General features: G+C 39.6%; 14 protein-coding genes. 2 read left to right on the forward strand and 12 right to left on the reverse strand.

Annotation, left to right across the window (positions count from 1 at the left end):
• Positions 1–87 precede the first annotated feature (87 nt).
• The 6 genes from AM305_RS11145 to focA form a co-directional block, all read right to left on the reverse strand.
• The gene (locus AM305_RS11145; RefSeq protein WP_005826157.1) at positions 88–1245 is read right to left on the reverse strand and encodes a chorismate mutase; all 1158 of its coding nucleotides are present in this window, start codon (positions 1243–1245) and stop codon (positions 88–90) included.
• A gap of 128 nt (positions 1246–1373) precedes the next feature.
• Entirely contained in the window at positions 1374–3404 is a 2031-nt protein-coding gene (prlC, locus tag AM305_RS11150) for an oligopeptidase A (protein WP_005826160.1), read from the reverse strand.
• 89 nt (positions 3405–3493) lie between these two features.
• Positions 3494–4234: a pyruvate formate lyase 1-activating protein gene (gene pflA / locus AM305_RS11155; RefSeq protein WP_005826162.1), complete on the reverse strand. Its 741-nt coding sequence runs from the start codon at positions 4232–4234 to the stop codon at positions 3494–3496.
• Between the two features lie 109 nt (positions 4235–4343).
• Positions 4344–5156 (reverse strand): 5'-nucleotidase, lipoprotein e(P4) family, encoded by an 813-nt coding sequence (locus tag AM305_RS11160; protein ID WP_005826163.1) that lies wholly within the window; start codon positions 5154–5156, stop codon positions 4344–4346.
• A gap of 117 nt (positions 5157–5273) precedes the next feature.
• Positions 5274–7598 carry a formate C-acetyltransferase gene (gene pflB / locus AM305_RS11165; RefSeq protein ID WP_005826166.1) on the reverse strand — a complete coding sequence of 775 codons (2325 nt, stop codon included), beginning with the start codon at positions 7596–7598 and terminating at the stop codon, positions 5274–5276.
• Between the two features lie 95 nt (positions 7599–7693).
• On the reverse strand, positions 7694–8518 hold the full coding sequence (gene focA / locus AM305_RS11170) for a formate transporter FocA (RefSeq protein ID WP_005826168.1): 825 nt from the start codon (positions 8516–8518) through the stop codon (positions 7694–7696).
• Positions 8519–8720: 202 nt separating this feature from the next.
• Between focA and AM305_RS11175 the strand changes: the two genes are divergently transcribed.
• A complete protein-coding gene (locus AM305_RS11175; protein WP_035294667.1) occupies positions 8721–9218 on the forward strand; it encodes a YqaA family protein in 498 nt (165 codons plus the stop codon).
• A 100-nt stretch (positions 9219–9318) separates the two neighbouring features.
• On the opposite strand, the gene parE is transcribed toward AM305_RS11175, so the two are convergent.
• The 3 genes from parE to galE all read right to left on the reverse strand — a co-directional run bounded on the left by parE (position 9319) and on the right by galE (position 13700).
• A complete protein-coding gene (gene parE, locus AM305_RS11180; RefSeq protein WP_005826172.1) occupies positions 9319–11229 on the reverse strand; it encodes a DNA topoisomerase IV subunit B in 1911 nt (636 codons plus the stop codon).
• A gap of 112 nt (positions 11230–11341) precedes the next feature.
• A complete protein-coding gene (locus AM305_RS11185) occupies positions 11342–12619 on the reverse strand; it encodes an AmpG family muropeptide MFS transporter (RefSeq protein WP_005818377.1) in 1278 nt (425 codons plus the stop codon).
• Between the two features lie 64 nt (positions 12620–12683).
• Positions 12684–13700: a UDP-glucose 4-epimerase GalE gene (gene galE / locus AM305_RS11190; protein ID WP_005826175.1), complete on the reverse strand. Its 1017-nt coding sequence runs from the start codon at positions 13698–13700 to the stop codon at positions 12684–12686.
• A 435-nt stretch (positions 13701–14135) separates the two neighbouring features.
• On the opposite strand from galE, the gene sppA reads away from it, so the two are divergent.
• Positions 14136–16004: a signal peptide peptidase SppA gene (gene sppA, locus AM305_RS11195; RefSeq protein WP_005826177.1), complete on the forward strand. Its 1869-nt coding sequence runs from the start codon at positions 14136–14138 to the stop codon at positions 16002–16004.
• A gap of 192 nt (positions 16005–16196) precedes the next feature.
• Here the strand turns inward: sppA and mglC are convergent, their stop codons facing one another.
• From mglC to mglB, 3 genes are all read right to left on the reverse strand, one after another.
• Positions 16197–17207: a galactose/methyl galactoside ABC transporter permease MglC gene (gene mglC, locus AM305_RS11200; protein ID WP_005826179.1), complete on the reverse strand. Its 1011-nt coding sequence runs from the start codon at positions 17205–17207 to the stop codon at positions 16197–16199.
• A gap of 14 nt (positions 17208–17221) precedes the next feature.
• Positions 17222–18721 carry a galactose/methyl galactoside ABC transporter ATP-binding protein MglA gene (gene mglA, locus AM305_RS11205; protein ID WP_005826181.1) on the reverse strand — a complete coding sequence of 500 codons (1500 nt, stop codon included), beginning with the start codon at positions 18719–18721 and terminating at the stop codon, positions 17222–17224.
• A 64-nt stretch (positions 18722–18785) separates the two neighbouring features.
• Positions 18786–19778, reverse strand: a complete 993-nt coding sequence (gene mglB, locus AM305_RS11210; RefSeq protein ID WP_005818386.1) for a galactose/glucose ABC transporter substrate-binding protein MglB — start codon at positions 19776–19778, stop codon at positions 18786–18788.
• Positions 19779–19987: the final 209 nt, after the last annotated feature.

The following is a 19987-nucleotide window of genomic DNA, read 5'->3' on the forward strand; positions in this document are numbered from 1 at the left end:
ATTAAAAATAATGAAAACCAACTCTTGGAGTCCACTATATATCCCTAAACCTAGTAAGTGTTGAAGGCTATATTACTTATGTAGCAATTATATTTTTACCGGTTCAATAATTTCACTCGGATAACAGCCTAAAACTTTTAGGAAACTGGTTACCTCTTTAAGTTCTTCTAATGCTTTTTGGGTGTTTTCATTGTGCATATTAGCTTCGAGCTCCACATAAAACATCTCTTCCCAAGGCTTGCCATAAATCGGGCGGGATTCTAGTTTTACCATACGAATATCGTGATTTTTAAAGACAACTAAAGCATCAACCAGCGCACCGGCTTGTTGAGTAGTCGTCATTAAAAGAAGCGTTTTCGTTTGTACTTGCGGAGAAACGTTAATCGCTTGTTTAGCAACGACAATAAAACGCGTGATGTTGTTAGTTTGGTTTGCAATGTCTGTTTTGATATTGGTTAAACCATATAATTTTCCACCATCTTCATTGCCTAAAGCGACAATATTTGGTTTATTTAAACGAGCCACCATTTGCATTGCGTGCGAACTGCTTTCACAATATTTAATATGAACACGATCAAGGCTTTGAATAAATTCACTGCATTGTTGTGCCGGTTGTGGGTGAGTGTAAATGGTATCAATATCACTCACATCAATGTTACCATTGGCAAGGATACAATGTTTGATCGGATATGCAAGTTCTCCCACAAGAGCTAAATCGGTATGTTGAAGTAAATCATACACCTCATTGATCGAGCCTGAGGTGGTATTTTCAAGCGGTAATACACCAAAATCAGCTTCACCATTGGTAACTTTATCGAATACCTCTTTGAATGAAGCACAACTTAATTCAACCAATGTCCCTTGATATTTTTTCGCAAATTGACGAGAAGCCATATTAGAATACGAACCTCGCATACCAAGAAAGGCAATCGAAACACGCTCTTCTTTTTGTTCGTTTAACTTATTTTGTAAATAATGTTGTTGGGTTAAAACGGAATCTTCAATAATGCGTTGGAAAATTTGTGTCACATATTGTGGGTCAAGTTGATAATTTTCCGCTTCGGAAAAATTAACGAGCTCTTGGAGTAACGCTTTTTCACGTACAACATCTCTTAACGGTTTTTGGGTAATCTCTTTACTACGCACTACATCAAAAGCAAGGCGATGGCGTTCAGAAAGCAATTTCAAAATATGGCGATCAAGGTTGGTAATTTGGGTTCGAATATCAGATAAATCTAAAGACATTGTGCGATTCTCATTAAAATAGGGTAATGGCAAGATTATAGCGATTTCATCTATAAAAAAAAGATAAGCGGTCGGTTTCTGATCCTTTTTTGCAAAAAATCAATGGAAACAGACCGCTTGCAGAAAGATTACGCAATACCTTTATGGCGTAATAACGCATCTAAGGTTGGTTTACGACCTCGGAAACGTTCAAATAACACCATCGGCTCTTCTGAACCGCCTCGAGTTAGAATGTTATCAAGGAAAGATTGCCCCGTTTGGCGATTGAAGATCCCTTCTTCCTCAAATTTTGAGAATGCATCTGCAGAGAGGACTTCAGCCCATAAATAGCTGTAATAACCGGCAGCATAGCCACCCGCAAAAATATGGCTAAAGCTATGCGGTGTGCGTACCCAATCCGGTGTTTTAACGACCGCAACATCAGCTTTAACGGCTTTTAGCGTATCTAAGACTAACCCTTCTCGTGGCTGCGCTAAATGTAAACGGAAATCGAACAAGCCGAACTCTAATTGACGAAGCACAAACATTGCCGCTTGGAAATTTTTCGCTTTGAGTAATTGTGTCAATTTTTCTTTTGGTAATGGCTCACCTGTTTCGTAATGCCCTGAGATAAATTGTAACGCCTCTTCTTCCCAACACCAGTTTTCAAGGAATTGGCTTGGTAGCTCTACCGCATCCCAAGGCACACCGTTGATCCCAGCGACATCACCGACATCAATTTGGGTAAGCATATGATGAATGCCGTGTCCAAATTCGTGGAATAAGGTTGTTACTTCATCGTGAGTAAATAACGCAGGTTTATCGCCAATCGGTTTATTAAAGTTACAGGTTAAATAGGCTACCGGTTTTTGCAATGAACCATCGGCAAGACGTTTTTGGTTAATGCAATCGTCCATCCAAGCACCGCCACGTTTATTTTCTCGTGCGTATAAATCTAAATAGAATGAGCCTCGTTCTTCGTTATTTTCATCGTAAATTTGGAAAAAACGGACATCTTCGTGCCAAGTATCAATGCCAAATTTTTCTTCGATACGTAAGCCGAAAATACGTTTCATCAATTCAAATAAGCCGGAAAGAACACGATCTTCAGGGAAATACGGGCGAAGTTCCTCATCGTTAATAGAATAAAGCGCTTGTTTTTGTTTTTCGCTGTAAAAAGCAATATCCCAAGGCTCTAGTGTTTCTACACCATAATTTTCTTTCACGAATTGTTTTAGCTCGCAAATTTCTTTTTTGCCTTGCTCTTTCGAACGATTTGCAAGATTTTCTAAAAATTCGACCACTTGTTGTGGGTTTTCCGCCATTTTGGTTGCGAGCGATAAATCCGCATAAGTGGCGAAACCGAGTAGTTGTGCCATTTCTAAGCGTAATTTCAGTTTTTCATCGATATTCGCAGAGTTATCCCATTTGCCGGCATTTGAACCCTGATCAGAGGCTCGGGTTGCATATTCTTTATAAACCATTGCACGTAATTCACGGTTTTCGCAATAGGTTAAGACCGGGAAATAGCTTGGGAATTCAAGGGTAAAACGGTATCCCTCTTTCCCTTTGCTTTGAGCAGACAGTTTTGCAGCTTCTAACGCTGATTCCGGCAAGCCTTTTAGTTGCGTTTCATCGGTAACGATGATATCCCAACCCATTGTGGCATCTAACACGTTATTGCTAAATTCTGCACCTAATTCAGATAAGCGAGCAGACACTTCGCCATAGCGTTTTTGTTTATCGGCTGGGAGAGAAATGCCGGATAATTCAAAATCACGTAAACTATTTTCAATGGTTTTTTGTTGCGCTTTAGAATAAGTCGCAAATTCAGGCGAATTTTTGAGTTTTAGGTAGCCTTGATATAAACCTTGATGTTGCCCCGCCCAAGTACTGTATTCAGAAAGAAGAGGTAAGCAGGCTTGATAAGCCTCTCGCAATTCAGGCGAATTTTTTACACCATTTAAATGGCTTACCGGCGACCATGCTCGAGAAAATTTATCGCCTGCAATGGCTTGTGGTAAATAGAAATTTTCCCAAGTTGGATTTTCGATTTGAGCCACTTTTTCAATGGTTTCACGACACTCTTTGATCACTGCTTCTACGGCAGGTTGAATATGCTCAGCCTTAATTTGGGAAAATGCAGGTAATCCTGTGTAGTTTAAAAGTGGATTTGACATATATATTCCTTCTTATTAAATGATAGGGATGCTGAAACAGCATCCCTCGTAAAGTAAAAGTTTCTTAAAATTTGACCGCTTGTAAAAAATTAGAATTTAACAGCATGCCCGTAACTTTCAATAATTCCTTTCAAATGTTCTAATTTCTCTTTTGGTGGGGGTAATACGCCTTCGAGCTCATATTTATACCCCAGCGTTTCCCATTTATGCGCACCTAAACGATGATATGGGAGTAATTCTACTTTTTCAATATTTTCCATACCTTGAATGAATTGTCCTAAACGGTGCGCTGAATCGTCATCATCGGTATAACCCGGCACGACTACATAGCGAATCCACGTGCGTTTATTGAGTTTTTGTAAATAACGGGCAAAATCCAATGTGCGTTTGTTGGATACACCAATTAAATCCTGATGAATTTCATCATTCAACTGTTTGAGATCCAGTAAAACTAAATCCGTAACCTCTAACATTTCATCAACTAATGGACTGTAATGGCGAACAAAGCCGTTAGTGTCTAAGCAAGTATCAATACCTTCTGCTTTACAAGCTCGGAACCAATCACGAACAAATTCCATTTGTAGCACCGCTTCGCCACCAGAAGCTGTCACGCCGCCCCCTGTTGCTTTCATAAAATGCTTATAGGTTACAACTTCTTTCATGAGATCTTCTACGCTGATCTCTTTCCCACCGTCTAAATCCCACGTGTCTCTGTTATGACAGTATTTACAACGCATTAAACAGCCTTGTAAAAAGAGAATGAAACGAATACCGGGACCATCTACGGTTCCACAAGATTCATAAGAGTGATAACGGGCTAAAACTGACATGGTACTTTCCTATTAACGTAGATATAAAATTTTAGTTGTTTTATATGAATTGCCCCTATAACAGAGAATAGGGGCAATTATTATATAATAAATTTTGAATGTAAGCTGTTTATTTTCCGTCCCACGCTTTTAGCGCATCATGACGAATTTTTACACGGCTTTGCGCATCACCTTTATAGTAATCTTTGGCTAAACCGCCTTCCCAATCGCCATAATTTGGGTTTGGTAATACAATGAATTTTTTACCGAATGCTTGGCTATTTTGATCAACAAAGGCGCGGCGTTCTGCATTGGATTTTTTATAAGTTGCATCACCAAAGTCGTTTAAGTTATCGCCAATGTATAGCACGATTTCATAGCCTTGTTTTTCGATTTCTGCAAAACGAATGGATTTATTTGATTTATCTTTTTTCAAATAGAGTGTTTCTTCACTCACACCGGTAAAACCAAGCTCTTTCATATCATCTAAAGTACCGGCTTTTTCTGTGCTATCTTTACGGTTAGATACGTAGAACATTTTACCACCGTGGCTATTGACGTAGTTGTTAAATTCAACTGCACCGGCAATGGCGGTGGTTTGGCGAGCATCAACCCAACGCGTCCAATCTTGCCCATCAAATGCTTTACCATTACGTACTTGCCAGCCTGCATAAGCGCTGTTATCTAACATTGTTTCATCTAAATCAACAACAACGGCTTTTTTCTTACCTTTTGACGCTTTTGCTTGATCAAACATTAATTTTGCCGTGTTAAATGCTTGGTAAGCCAAGGCTTGATATTCACCAGATTGTTGAACCCAGTTTAATCCTAATACAGCCTGTTCTTGTAATTGTGCATCGCCTTCAATTTTGTTGCTACAAGCGGTTAAAATTAAGCTAGAACTGACTAACAGTGCAGTGAGTGTCATTTTTACGTTTTTCATAGCGTTTTCCTTTAGTTTTTAATAAAAAGCATAGATTGCAGTTAAAATAAAGGGAACATTCATTGTTCCCTTCACTTCAATTGTGGCTGCTATTAAATTAGCTTCCCACCGTTATGATTACATACATTCAGTAAATGTACGAGTAATCACATCTTGTTGTTGCTCTTTCGTTAAAGAGTTGAAACGTACCGCATAACCTGAAACACGAATGGTTAATTGTGGATATTTTTCAGGGTGCTCAACCGCATCTAATAACGTTTCACGGTTTAATACGTTCACATTTAAGTGCTGACCACCTTCAACTGTTGCTTCGTGGTGGAAGTAGCCGTCCATTAAGCCTGCAAGGTTACGTTTTTGCGCTTCGTAATCTTTACCTAATGCATTTGGTACGATAGAGAAGGTATAAGAAATACCATCTTTCGCATATGCAAATGGAAGTTTAGCCACAGAGGTTAATGACGCTACCGCACCTTTTTGGTCACGACCATGCATTGGGTTAGCACCTGGTCCAAATGGCGCACCTGCACGACGACCGTCTGGGGTGTTACCTGTTTTCTTACCATAAACCACGTTAGAAGTAATAGTAAGTACAGATTGTGTTGGTGTTGCATTGCGGTATGTTTTGAGTTTCTGAATTTTCTTCATGAAACGTTCAACTAAATCAACAGCGATATCGTCTACGCGGTTGTCATTGTTACCAAATTGTGGATATTCGCCTTCGATTTCGAAGTCTGTTGCTACATTTTTCGCTACGCCAACCACTTCGCCTGCTTTGTTTTTGATTTCAATATCAGTACGAATTGGTTTAACTTTTGCATATTTAATTGCAGATAATGAGTCCGCTGCCACAGAAAGACCTGCGATACCACATGCCATTGTACGGAATACATCACGGTCGTGGAATGCCATTAACGCTGCTTCATATGCATATTTGTCGTGCATAAAGTGGATGATGTTTAATGCAGTCACATATTGTGTTGCTAACCAATCCATGAAGCTGTCTAAGCGAGTCATTACATCATCATAATCTAAGTATTCGCTTGTAATTGGCGCAGTTTTTGGACCTACTTGGTCACCTGATTTCTCGTCCACACCACCATTGATTGCGTATAATAATGTTTTCGCTAAGTTCGCACGAGCACCGAAGAACTGCATTTGTTTACCTACCACCATTGGCGATACGCAGCATGCAATTGCGTAATCATCGTTTTCGAAGTCTGGGCGCATTAAGTCATCGTTTTCATATTGAACTGATGATGTATCGATAGATACTTTAGCCGCATAGTGTTTGAAACCTTCCGGTAAGCTCTCTGACCAAAGGATTGTTAAGTTTGGTTCTGGAGATGGACCCATTGTGTAAAGGGTATTTAAGATACGGAAGCTGGTTTTGGTTACTAATGTACGACCGTCTAAGCCCATACCTGCTAAAGTTTCAGTTGCCCACATTGGGTCGCCTGAGAATAATTGATCGTATTCAGGTGTACGTAAGAAACGCACCATACGTAATTTCATTACTAAGTGGTCAATTAACTCTTGAGCTTCTTCTTCAGTGATTTTGCCTGCTTTTAAATCACGCTCGATATAAATATCTAAGAATGAAGATACGCGACCGAATGACATTGCCGCACCGTTTTGTGATTTCACTGCTGCAAGGTAAGCAAAGTAAACCCATTGTACCGCTTCTTGTGCGTTAGTTGCTGGGTTTGAAATGTCAAAGCCATAAGATGCCGCCATTTCTTTCATTTTGCCTAAAGCACGGTGTTGTTCCGCAATTTCTTCACGTAATTGAATCGTTGCTTGGATATCTTCGCCTGATTCTAATTTTGCTTGTAATGATGCAAATTGACGTTGTTTATCTTTCATTAAGAAATCTGCACCATAAACCGCTAAACGGCGATAGTCACCAATGATACGACCACGACCATAAGCATCCGGTAAACCTGTGATAACACCAGATTTACGGCAACGTAAAATGTCCGGTGTATAAACATCGAATACACCTTGGTTGTGAGTTTTACGGTATTCTGTAAAGATTTTTTCTACTTCTGGGTTTAATTCGCGGCGGTAAACTTTGCACGAACCTTTAACCATGTTGATACCACCAAACGGCATAATTGCACGTTTTAAAGGCGCATCTGTTTGAAGACCAACGATTTTTTCTAATGCTTGATCAATATAACCTGGTTTGTGAGAAGTAATGGTTGATGGAGTTTCACAATCAATGTCATAAGGTTCGTGAGTTTTGTTCTCAACCTTGATTTTTTCCATTACTTCGTTCCATAACTTAGTGGTTGCTTCTGTTGCGCCCGCTAAGAATGATTCGTCACCTTCATACGGTGTATAGTTTTTTTGGATAAAATCACGTACGTTTACTTCAGTTTGCCAGTCGCCACCGGTAAACCCTGCCCACGCTTTTTGTTGAGCTTCAGTTAGTTGAGTCATTTTAAGTCCTCTATTTGTTAGTAAATTAAGTTGATAAGCGGTATGTTTTTAGCAAAATTTTACAAAAAAATAACCGCTTGAATTTGAAATCAAAATTAGTGCTTACGGATATGTAAGAACCATTGCACCATGCCGATACAGAAGGCGCCACCAACAATGTTACCTAATGTGACCGGAATTAAATTTTTCATGACAAAATGATAAGTATCTAAATCTGCATATTGTGCAGCATCTACACCAATGGCTTGCCAGAATTCAGGAGAAGCCGATTGGGAAATAAGAATCCCCATTGGAATCATGAACATATTTGCTACACAGTGTTCAAATCCCGAAGCTACAAACAAGCCAATAGGTAAAATCATAATAAAGGCTTTATCGGTAAGGCTTTTGCCTGCATATGCCATCCAAACAGCAATACACACCATAATGTTACACAAAATCCCAAGAGAAAAGGCTTCCAACCAAGTGTGATGAATTTTATGTTGTGCCGTTTTTAAAATCGTTAAGCCCCATTGCCCGTTTGCTGCCATAGTTTGTCCAGCAAACCAAATCAGCGCAACGATTAAGAGACCACCGATAAAGTTACCAAGGTAAACAACAACCCAGTTTTTAAACATTTGAGCCCATGTGATCCTGTGGCTGGCTTTAGCAACAAGCGTTAGTGTTGAAGAAGTAAAAAGCTCCGCCCCAAACACAACACACATAATAACCCCTACAGAGAATACCGTGCCGCCAAGGAATTTAGAAACACCCCATGCAACATCGGATGCACCTGTTTGGGTCGTCGTATAATAAACGAAAGCGAGTGCAATAAATGCACCTGCTGTGATTGCGGAGATAAAAGAGTAAAATTGATTTTTGGTTGCTTTGTAAACCGCGCCATCTTCTGCGATTTTTGCCATTTCAGCAGGAGAAAACATTTGCTATCCTTGAAATAAAAAAATTTGAAAAATGATAAGATTTGTTGAGAATTATAGACCTGTTAGGCTCATCTTCAAAATAAAAAGTGATTAAATTAGTGGGGTTCAAGCACCTTTTTTTGATGTACCTCAAACTCAACACAAAATAAAACATAATTTAAATTTTCTATTAACTATTTATTAACAAAATAATACATATATGATTACAGAATATCTCTTATCTTTTTTTAGTTTGTTTTTTTCAGCAGAAAATCAATTAGTCACAATGTTTGTGAGTGGCTTCTTAAGTTCGACTCTATTACCTGGTAATTCAGAAGTGATCTTTAGTACTCTAGCCGGGCAGCAAATCTTTCTTGATAAAACGTTATGGTCTCCGTCACTCGTTATGCTTATTTTAGTGGCTACATTTAGTAATGCATTAGGGAGCTTTGTAACGTACCTCATGGGAAAGCTCGTTCCTAAACCTGTTGATCCTAAAAATCGTTATGCTAAGTGGGCTTTAGCAAAGAGCGAGAAGTACGGGGCGGTAATATTGCTGTTGAGCTGGCTACCACTTGTTGGAGACTTATTATGTGGCATAGCAGGCTGGCTTAAATTTCCTGTAAAACAAATCCTGTTTTATCTGATAGTAGGTAAGTTTTTGCGCTATCTTTTGCTACTTTTTTCTATGTATCCTTTTATACGCTACGTCATTGAATAAAAAAATTGAGTTAAAGCCTTATAGCAAAAGACTTTAACCCATCTTCACAAAAATGAATGAAACTGCCTATTTTTTCATACATCCAGAAAGGTGTAGTAGGCTAGACAGCTAGTTCGGCCTCATTACCACGATTTTGTAACCACTGTTTACGATCTTCCGAACGCTTTTTCGCTAAGAGCATATCCATCAACTCGAAAGTTTGGCTATCTTGCCCATCTTCTTCTCGTTCTTCAAAGGTAAGTTGTACTAAGCGGCGAGTACTTGGATCCATTGTCGTTTCTCGGAGCTGGCTCGGGTTCATTTCACCCAATCCTTTAAAGCGTTGCACATTTGGTTTGCCTTTTTTCTTGGCTAAGCGAGCAAGAATTGCCTCTTTCTCGTCTTCGTCAAGAGCGTAGTGTACTTCATCTTTACCAATATCAATACGGTAAAGCGGTGGCATTGCCACATAAACGTGTCCATTTTTAACCAAATTTGGGAAATGACGCAAGAATAAGGCACACAATAACGTTGCAATATGTAAACCGTCTGAGTCGGCATCCGCTAAAATACAAACTTTCCCATAACGCAATTCATCTAAGTTATCGTTATCCGGATCGATCCCCATTGCAATAGCAATGTCGTGTACTTCTTGAGAAGCTAAGACTTGATCCGAAGAAACTTCCCAAGTATTTAAAATTTTTCCACGGAGCGGCAAAATCGCCTGATATTCTTTATCACGAGCTTGTTTGGCTGAACCGCCCGCAGAATCCCCTTCAACTAAAAATAACTCGGTACGGCTCAAATCTTGTGAAGTACAATCCGCTAATTTCCCTGGAAGCGCAGGCCCACTCACTAATTTTTTACGCACCACTTTTTTGGCTGCACGTAAACGGCTTTGTGCGGAACTAATTGCCAATTCCGCTAAGGTCTTACCGATTTGCACATTTTGATTTAACCAAAGGCTAAAAGCATCTTTAATCGTGCTATCAACATAGCTGGAAGCCTGACGAGAAGAGAGACGCTCTTTTGTTTGCCCTGCAAATTGTGGCTCTTGAATTTTAAGCGATAACACGTAAGCACAGCGGTTCCAAACATCATCTGCAGTTAATTTAATCCCTTTTGGCAATAGGTTATGAATTTCGCAGAATTCGGTTATTGCCTTTAATAAACCATTGCGCAAACCGTTTACGTGCGTTCCCCCTTGAGCTGTTGGAATTAAGTTTACATAACTTTCCGCCAACAATTCGCCACCTTCCGGTAGCCACGTTAATGCCCAACTTACTGCTTCAGTTTCAGAAGTCACATCACCAATAAAAGGTGGATTTGGTAAACATTCATACTCTTTAAGCGCTTCACTCAAATAATCAGACAAACCGTCTTCGTAATACCAACTTTCTTGCGTATCGTTAATTTTATCCGTGAAGTTAATGGTTAATTTCGGACAGAGAACCGCTTTTGCTTTGAGTAAATGACGTAAACGACTTACCGAGAATTTAGGGCTATCGAAATACTTAGGATTAGGATAGAAACGCACCGTTGTCCCGGTTTGGCGTTTCGGGCAACTTCCTACTACGGTTAAATCTTCAACTTTTACGCCATTAGCAAAAGCAATAGTATAAATTTCGCCATTGCGCTTAATCGTAATTTCGACACGTTCAGAAAGGGCATTGACCACGGAAATCCCAACCCCGTGCAAACCGCCTGAAAAAGTGTAATTTTTATTGGAAAATTTACCGCCTGCATGTAGTTTTGTTAAGATGAGTTCTACACCTGACATTTTCTCTGTCGAGTGAATATCAACCGGCATTCCTCGCCCATTATCAATGACTTCCAAAGAGTTGTCTTTGTGTAAAATAACATCAATTTGTGTTGCATAGCCTGATAACGCTTCATCTACACTGTTATCAATAACCTCTTGCCCTAAATGGTTTGGGCGGGTTGTATCCGTGTACATTCCCGGACGAAGTTGAACAGGCTCAAGATCTTTTAAAACGGTAATTTCATCAGCACCGTAGCGTTTATCAGACATTCTTTTATTCTCTATAATCTATCACAAATGGAAATAAAGCCAGTATTTTACAATTAAAATGGGCTTTTTGGTAGGGGCGAAATATTTTTCGCCCAATGATTTATCTTAGCTTTTATTTTGATACTTCATTCCACGGCGCAACTTTAAAAAGCATCAACATTCCAGGGATCGCCACAAAAAAACATATCCAGAAAAAATGATAATACCCAAAGGCTTCTACCATATGTCCTGTATAAGCCCCGAGAAACTTACTTGGCAACGCCGCTAAACTGGTAAAAATCGCCAATTGCATTGCGGTGTACATAGGGTTCGTTTCACGTGCCATAAAGGCAACAAATGCCGCCGTGCCTAAACCGACCCCAAGATACTCGCCAGCCATAACTAAACCTAGTTTTAGTAATTCCGGCGTACCAATTTGAGCCGTATCAAAATGTCCGAAACTGGCTAAATAAGCAAAGCCTAAAATGGTAACCAGTTGCACCGTGCCAAATAACCAGAGTGCACGATTGACCCCAAGTCTTAACATCGCAATACCGCCAATGATACCGCCACCAATGCTACACCATAACGAAGTTGTTTTAACCACTGCCGCAATATGTGATTTGGTAAATCCCATATCTAAAATAAATTTCGTTTGTAACGAGGTGGCAAGGGAATCGCCTAACTTATATAAGAAGATAAACAGAATTAACCCAACAGCCCCCATCCAGCCTTTACGAGTAAAAAACTCCGTAAAGGGATCAACAAATGCCATATAAAACGGCTTGCTTTTATCAATCGGTTTGCTTTGTGGCTCTTGGGCAAATAAGGTAACCAGAAGGCAAGGCAACATAAAACTTGCGGTAATCAAAAAGACCGTTTGCCATTCATAATGATCCGCTAAGAACAGCGATAATCCCCCGGGAATTAAGCCTGCAATACGATACGCATTAACGTGAATTGAATTACCTAGCCCCAATTCATTATCCGATAAAATTTCACGGCGAAACGCATCAATCACAATATCTTGAGAAGCTGACAGAAAAGCCAAAATCACCGAAAGCACAACAATAATGTGAATATCCGCCACTGGGTCAAAAAAGCCGTAGCTCATTAAAATAGCAAGTAGCCCAACTTGAGAGAGGAAAATCCAGCTTCTTCTACGCCCTAAGAAAGGTGGGAAATAACGGTCTAGCAATGCTGCCCATAAAAATTTCCACGTATAAGGCAAGGAAGTAAGCGTAAATGCTGCAATGGTTTTAATGTCAAGGTTTGCAGAAGTGAACCAAGCCGGCATAAGCTGAATAAGCACAAACAGCGGTAGGCCAGAACAAAATCCGGTGTAAATACAGAGCAACATATTCTTCGTGAAAATCTGTTGCCAAAGCGAAGACGGTGATGAAGCGGTCATTTTTTTCCTTGTTTTTGCAAAAATAAAGGCACAAATCAAATTTGTGCCGATATTCTATAATGAATTAGCCTTTATAGCCATTCGGATTGTTTTTTTGCCAATTCCAAGTATCACGCATCATTTCATCTAAACCACGCTCAGTTTTCCAGCCTAATTCCACTAAAGCTTTCTGTGGATTGGAATAACAGGTTGCAATATCTCCCGGACGGCGTTCAACTAATTTATAAGGTACTTCAATGTTATTCACTTTTTCAAACGCTTTAACCATATCTAATACCGAATACCCCGTACCTGTCCCTAAATTATAAACGTGGAAACCGGCATCATCTTGGTGTTTATCTAGGGCTTTTAAATGTCCAATTGCTAAATCGACTACGTGAATATAATCACGAACACCCGTGCCATCGTGCGTATCATAATCGCTACCGAATACCGAAAGTTGTTGTAATTTACCAACCGCAACTTGGCTGATATACGGTAATAAATTATTTGGAATACCGTTTGGATCTTCGCCGATTAAACCGCTCTCGTGTGCGCCAACCGGATTGAAGTAACGCAATACCACCGCACTAAGTTGTGGGAAAGCTTTAACCGTATCTTCTAAAACACGCTCTACCATATATTTTGAGGTGCCGTATGGGTTTGTTGTTCCGCCAACCGGGCAAGATTCGACAATCGGAATAATTTGCGGATCGCCATAAACGGTTGCTGAAGAACTAAATACAATGGTATTTACGTTTGCTTTAAGCATTTCTTCGACTAAAACAATCGATCCTGTTACGTTATTTTGATAGTAACGTAACGGCTCACGAACACTCTCGCCTACCGCTTTTAAACCAGCGAAGTGAATAACCGACTCAATCTTATTTTCAGCAAAAATTTTGCGTAACATCTCACGATCTAAAATATCGCCCTGATAAAAAGTAACCTCTTTGCCCGTAAGTTGTTTCACTCGAGCTAATGATACTTCCGAAGAGTTACTTAGATTATCTAATACAACCACTTCACGATTTGCATTTAATAATTCTACAATCGTATGTGAGCCGATATAACCTGCCCCACCGGTAACTAAAATTGCCATATTAAGCCTCTTGTAACATAATTTAAAAAAACAGTATTTTCTAACAATTATCCAAACATTAAATACCTTCCGTAGGGGCGGGGTTTATCCCCGCCCGAAAGTTAAGTTATCCCCATATGGGTGGGGATAAACCCCACCCCTACGAAAGATTTTTAAATTTGGCGTTTATATAATTGCTAATAATATTGAAAAAATGACCGCTTGTATTCTACTCTTATTTCACCAATCAACCTAGCGATAAGATCAATTAAATAAGCGTTAGATTGATGATAAACCCTGTAGGGGCGAAATATTTTTCGCCCTAAATCCCATCGACAGTCAGGGCGAAAAATATTTCGCCCCTACAACCATTTCATATTAAAATATTTCAAATTTTTTAAATGCCCCTTTCTTTTATGGTAATTTATACGCCATTTTTTATTCATTGGATATATTATGCTTAAAATCTTTAAAGCCTTTTACCAGATTTTCCGTTGTGTGCGTGAAACGGTAATGAGCTTATTTTTTATTCTCTTTATTTTTGTTGCCGCAGCAATTGTTGGCTTGGTGAATACTTTTAATGCCAAACAACCTAGCGATGCCCTCGTTCATTTTGATAAAGGCGCATTAATCTTGGATTTAAACGGCTATCTTGCCGATAATCGAGAAGAGTACGCAGATTTTTATCGTTTGATTGAGTCGGAAATGGGTAATGAGCAACCGAAAAAATACTCGACTTTCGATATTGTTGATGCACTAAAAAACGCCCAAACTGACCCACGCATTACCGGTTTGGTACTTGAGTTAGACAAATTTGAAGGGGGAGATTACCCTTCTTTAACCTACCTCGGCAAAGGTATTACGGCATTCAAAACCAGTGGCAAACCTGTTATCGCAATCGGCAGTAGTTACGGTCAATCGCAATATTACTTAGCTTCATTTGCCGACCAGATCTACCTAAACCGAGCCGGTGCAGTAGAACTTCAAGGGCTAAATTACAGCAATCTCTACTTTAAGTCGCTATTCGATAAAATTGAGGCTAAGCCTTATATTTTCCGTGTCGGCACTTATAAATCGGCGGTTGAGCCACTCATTCGCGATGAAATGTCAGAAGAAGCAAAGCAAAACGCCAAAGGTTGGCTTGAGCCTATGTGGAAAAACTTACAACAAGGGATTGCGGATAATCGCCAAATTGATGTTGGTAAAATTTTGCCGGAAATTGACCGCTTGTTAGCCTTACGCAAACAGCATAAAGGCAATGAAGCAACTTTTGCCTTACAACAAGGCTTGATCAATGAAGTCAAAACACGTGCTGAAATGCGCCAATTATTAGTTGAAAAATTTGGTGCAGATGAAGAGAACGACTTTAAATCTATTCGCTATGATGATTATGCCACGGATTTACCGGATCGCTTTAATCGTAAAGCGCCTAATAAAATTGCTGTTATCAACATTGAAGGCGAAATCACAATGGGCGAAAGCCTAGAAGATACTGCTGGCGCAGATACCTTAATCCGCCAGCTACAACGTGTTCGCCAAGACAAAACTGTTCGAGGCTTAATTCTGCGTATCAACAGCCCTGGTGGGAGCGCATTGGCTTCAGAGCTAATTCGCCAAGAAGTTGAGGCAATTCAGCAAGCAGGCATACCGGTCGTAAGCTCAATGGGGGGAATGGCAGCTTCGGGAGGATATTGGATTGCGGCTACAAGCGATGCGATTGTTGCTGATCCAAATACTTTAACCGGCTCTATCGGTATTTTTGGTGTGTTATTTAACTTTGAGAAAACGGCGCAAAATCTTGGTGTACGTGAAGATGGAATTTCAACTTCGCCATTAGCCGAAATCAGTGGCTTAAAACCACTTTCAAGCCACCAAAGTGAATTAATTCAAATGAGTGTAGAACAAGGCTACCGTGAATTTTTAGATTTAGTGAGCCGTGGCAGAAAAATGGATTTAGCCAAAGTCGATCAAATTGCTCAAGGACAAGTTTGGTTAGGGCAAAAAGCCCAATCGCTCGGGTTAGTCGATCAATTAGGTAACTTTGATGACACTTTGGCTTTATTAGGTAATTTGATTAATCGTAAGCTGAAAGAACAGAACAAGCCTGAAATTGAAACATTTACACCACAATGGTTTACGGAACAAGATGAATCGCTGTTTGGCGAGATCTCTCGTAGCTTAAATGCCAAAGCGAAATTAAATTTAGCGGGCTGGTTAAATCTACCATTTGCACAAAAAACGCAACAAACTGCTGATTTCTTTACCAAATTCAACGATCCGAAAAATCAGTATTTATATTGTTTTACCTGTGGGACGGTACGTTAAATTAAAATTGAAATGTGTAATTATGTGATACTTGCACAAAGTTATCCTATTTAATTTTTCCCTCCCTCAGCCTTCGGCAGCTCCCTCCGTAAACGGAGGGAGCCAAAGGTTAGGCTAACGAGGTTATCAGGTTGTACCTTGTACCAAGGAGGGAAAATATTTGAATTATTTGCGTAATAACTTTTTTTAACGCTATTTTTTCTTCGCATATTTTAAAGAGTCAATCGCAACGGCTAATACGATAATTCCCCCTTTAATGATGTATTGCCAGTAAGGGTTTACGCCAATGTAGGTCAAACCATAATTGATGACGGTAAAGATAAGTACCCCTGTTACTACCCCGATAATGGTTCCGACACCACCGGCAAAGGATACCCCACCAACCACACATGCTGCAATTGCATCCATTTCATACATAAAGCCCAAGTTGTTGGTTGCCGAGCCGATACGCCCTGCTTCTAACATACCACCAAAGGCATAGAAAATCCCTGAGAGCATATAAATACCCATCAAGTTCAATGCAACGTTTACCCCAGACACGCGAGCCGCTTCCGGGTTACCGCCTATCGCGAAAATGTTTTTACCAAAACGGGTTTTATTCCAAATCGTCCACATAATCAATGTTGCAACTGCCGCATAAATCGTTATGTAAGAGAGTTTAAAACCACCGAGGTTAAAGAACCCTTGTGTGAAGGTAGAGAAACTTTCGCTAAAACCGGCAATTGGCGAAGAACCTACGGCATCATAATAGAGCGAGTTTACCCCGTAGATGATGATCATTGTCCCCATTGTGGCAATAAACGGCGTCACATTTAAATACGCAATTACAATACCGTTAAATAAGCCAATCACAGCTCCAATTGCACACACGGCAAGAATCACAACGGGAATTGGTATTTCCCCTAAATTTGGGAAAACACGATTCATATTTTCCATTGATTGTAATAACGTTGCCGCAATAACCGCCGCTAGCCCGACTTGGCGACCTGCTGATAAGTCCGTACCTTGAGTAACAATCAGCCCTGCCACGCCTAAAGCAATGATAAGACGAACCGAAGATTGGGTTAAAATATTACTGAAATTTCGTAAACTCAAAAAGCTAGGATCTTGTGCAATGATGATAAATAACAAAATCAATAACACAAAATAAATGGCATTTTGTTTCAGAAAATTAAGTGCTTTGTTTGGTTGTACCGCAGACATAATTCACTCCTGATTTATAAATATTTTGCCGCAAGTTGTAAAATTTCTTCTTGAGATGTTTTTGCGGTTTCAACAATCCCTGCCATTTTGCCATTACTCATGACAAGAATACGATCCGTTACCCCTAATAGTTCCGGCATTTCTGATGAAATCATAATGATTCCTTTATCTTTATTTGCCAGCTCAAGAATCAATTGGTAAATCTCAAATTTGGCGCCGATATCAATCCCTCGAGTCGGCTCATCCAGCATTAACACTTCAGGCTGTGTGAGCAACCAACGCCCGATAATAACTTTTTGTTGATTACCGCCAGATAACGATCCGATGGTTGTTTCATGGGAAGGCGTTTTTACATTCATTGAATCAATTACCCATTGGGTATCGCTTTTCATTTTCTTATTACTTAATAAGCCAAATCTGCCTAAATATGATTTCATATTGGAAATCAATGAGTTAAATTCAATGCTTAAATTGGCGTAGATTCCTGTTGAACGGCGTTCTTCTGTAACTAATGCAAAGCCATTGTTGATCGCTTCAAAGGCATTGCGGTTACTCACAACTTTGCCATTGAGCTTTATTGTACCGGAGGCTTTTTCACGCACACCAAAAATGGTTTCAACAATATCCGTCCGTTTTGCGCCTACCAAGCCGGCAATACCGAGAATTTCGCCTTTGCGTAATTCAAAACTAATATCTTGAATCGAAGGCTGATTTTTGGCAGTCAGGTGCTCTACCACTAATACCGTTTCTTTTGGCACATTCGTTTTCTCAGGGAAACGTTGTGTCAATTCTCGTCCAACCATCATTGAAACCACTTGTTCCATGGTCGTTTCTTTAATTGGCACGGTATTAACCCATTTACCATCACGTAAAATCGTGACTTCATCACAAATTTTAAAAATCTCATCCATCTTATGTGAGATATAAATAATGCCACACCCTCTCTCTTTGAGCTTTTGAATGATTTTAAACAGATGCTCAACCTCTTTTTCTGAAAGAGAGGAAGTCGGTTCATCCATAATCACAATTTTGGCGTTATAAGAAAATGCCTTAGCGATTTCGATCATCTGCATTTGTGATACAGAAAGTTTTGCTACTTTTTCACGAGGATCAACATCAATATCTAATTCATCAAAGATCGCTTTTGTGTCGTTATACATTTTTGTATGATCAACAAAAGGTCCTTTTAATGGATAACGACCAAGCCAAAGATTGTCCATCACACTTACTTGTTTTACCAAGTTAAGCTCTTGATGTACCATCGAAATCCCATTTTCCAAGGCTTCTTTTGAGGTTCTAAAATTAACGGGTTTACCTAAAAATAAAATTTCGCCTTCATCTTTCGCGTAAATCCCGAATAAACATTTCAGTAATGTTGATTTTCCAGCACCGTTCTCCCCCATTAATGCGTGAACACTATGGGATTTTACGGTTAAATTCGCTTTATCAAGGGCTTTTACCCCGGGAAAGGACTTACTAACATTTGTCATGGTGAGCAGTACTTCGTTTGTCATATCTCACTCCGTATATTAAAAAAGGCACGAGCATTCAGCGCTGTCGTGCCTTGTGTTTTTTAATTTATTTTAAGAATTTATCTAAATTTGTCGCATCTACGCCAACATAAGGTACACGAACCACTTTTTGGTCAATTTTCCAATTTGTGCCTTCTCCGGCAGCTTTACCGTCTGCAAGGTTTGCAGAAAGTTGTACAACCGCTTTTGCTTGGTTTTCACCATCATTTAAGACCGTACCTGCAATTTCACCTTTTTTGATTAACTGTAACACTTCAGGTAATGCATCTACCCCAAAGATTGGTAATTTTTTACCGTGAGCTTTCGCAGCTTCTAGTGCGCCCATTGCCATACCATCATTGTTTGAAATAACAACCTCAATGCTATTTGCTTTCGGGCTGGTTAGCCATGCATCCATTTTATCTTTGGCAAGGGCTGCATCCCACATACCGGTATCAATAAAGAGTTGTTCTGTTTGAATACCTTGGCGATTGAGTTCCTCAACCACATATTTGGTACGAGCTTCTGCATCCGGATGTCCCGGTTCGCCTTTAAGCATCACATACTGAATTTTACCGTCCTTATTGGTATCTAATGCTGGTGTCGCTTTCCATTGTTTTGCAATTAAATCACCTTGGATAATGCCTGATTCTTTTGGATCCGTTCCGACATAGTAAGCTTTTTCATAGCTACCAATCGCTGTTGCCCCTGGATCTTTATTAAAGAATACCACAGGAACATCCTCACCTTTTGCTTTACCAATAATGGTTGGTGCGGCAGATGGATCCACAAGGTTAATCGCCAGTGCTTTTACCCCTTTAGATAACAGCACATCGACTTGGTCATTTTGAATTGATTGCGTATTTTGTGAGTCATTCATCAGCAACTCAACATCTTTGAGATTTTTGGCTTCTTTCTCAATTTCTTTACGCATTAACGCCATAAAGTTATCATCGTACTTGTAAATCGTCACGCCAATGCGATCCTTAGCTTGTGCAACCCCTACCGTTGCTCCTAATGCGACAGATAATGCAATTGCACTTAATACGGCTTTTTTCATAGAATGTTCCTCTTATTATGAAGACTTAATCATTATGGTTACATTGTTATTGGAAGTAACAACTTGTGCTTAACAATAATTATTTTTGACAAAACATTCCGTGATCATCTTCACAAATTTGAAACTTATTTTTACATCGCCGTTTTTTTAAACAGAAAATTTCGAGATTATGTAGCCGTTACACAAAATTTTATTTAATTTCTCCCCCT

The sequence above is a fragment of the Actinobacillus minor NM305 genome, assembly GCF_000175195.1.
Lineage (GTDB): Bacteria > Pseudomonadota > Gammaproteobacteria > Enterobacterales > Pasteurellaceae > Haemophilus_A > Haemophilus_A minor.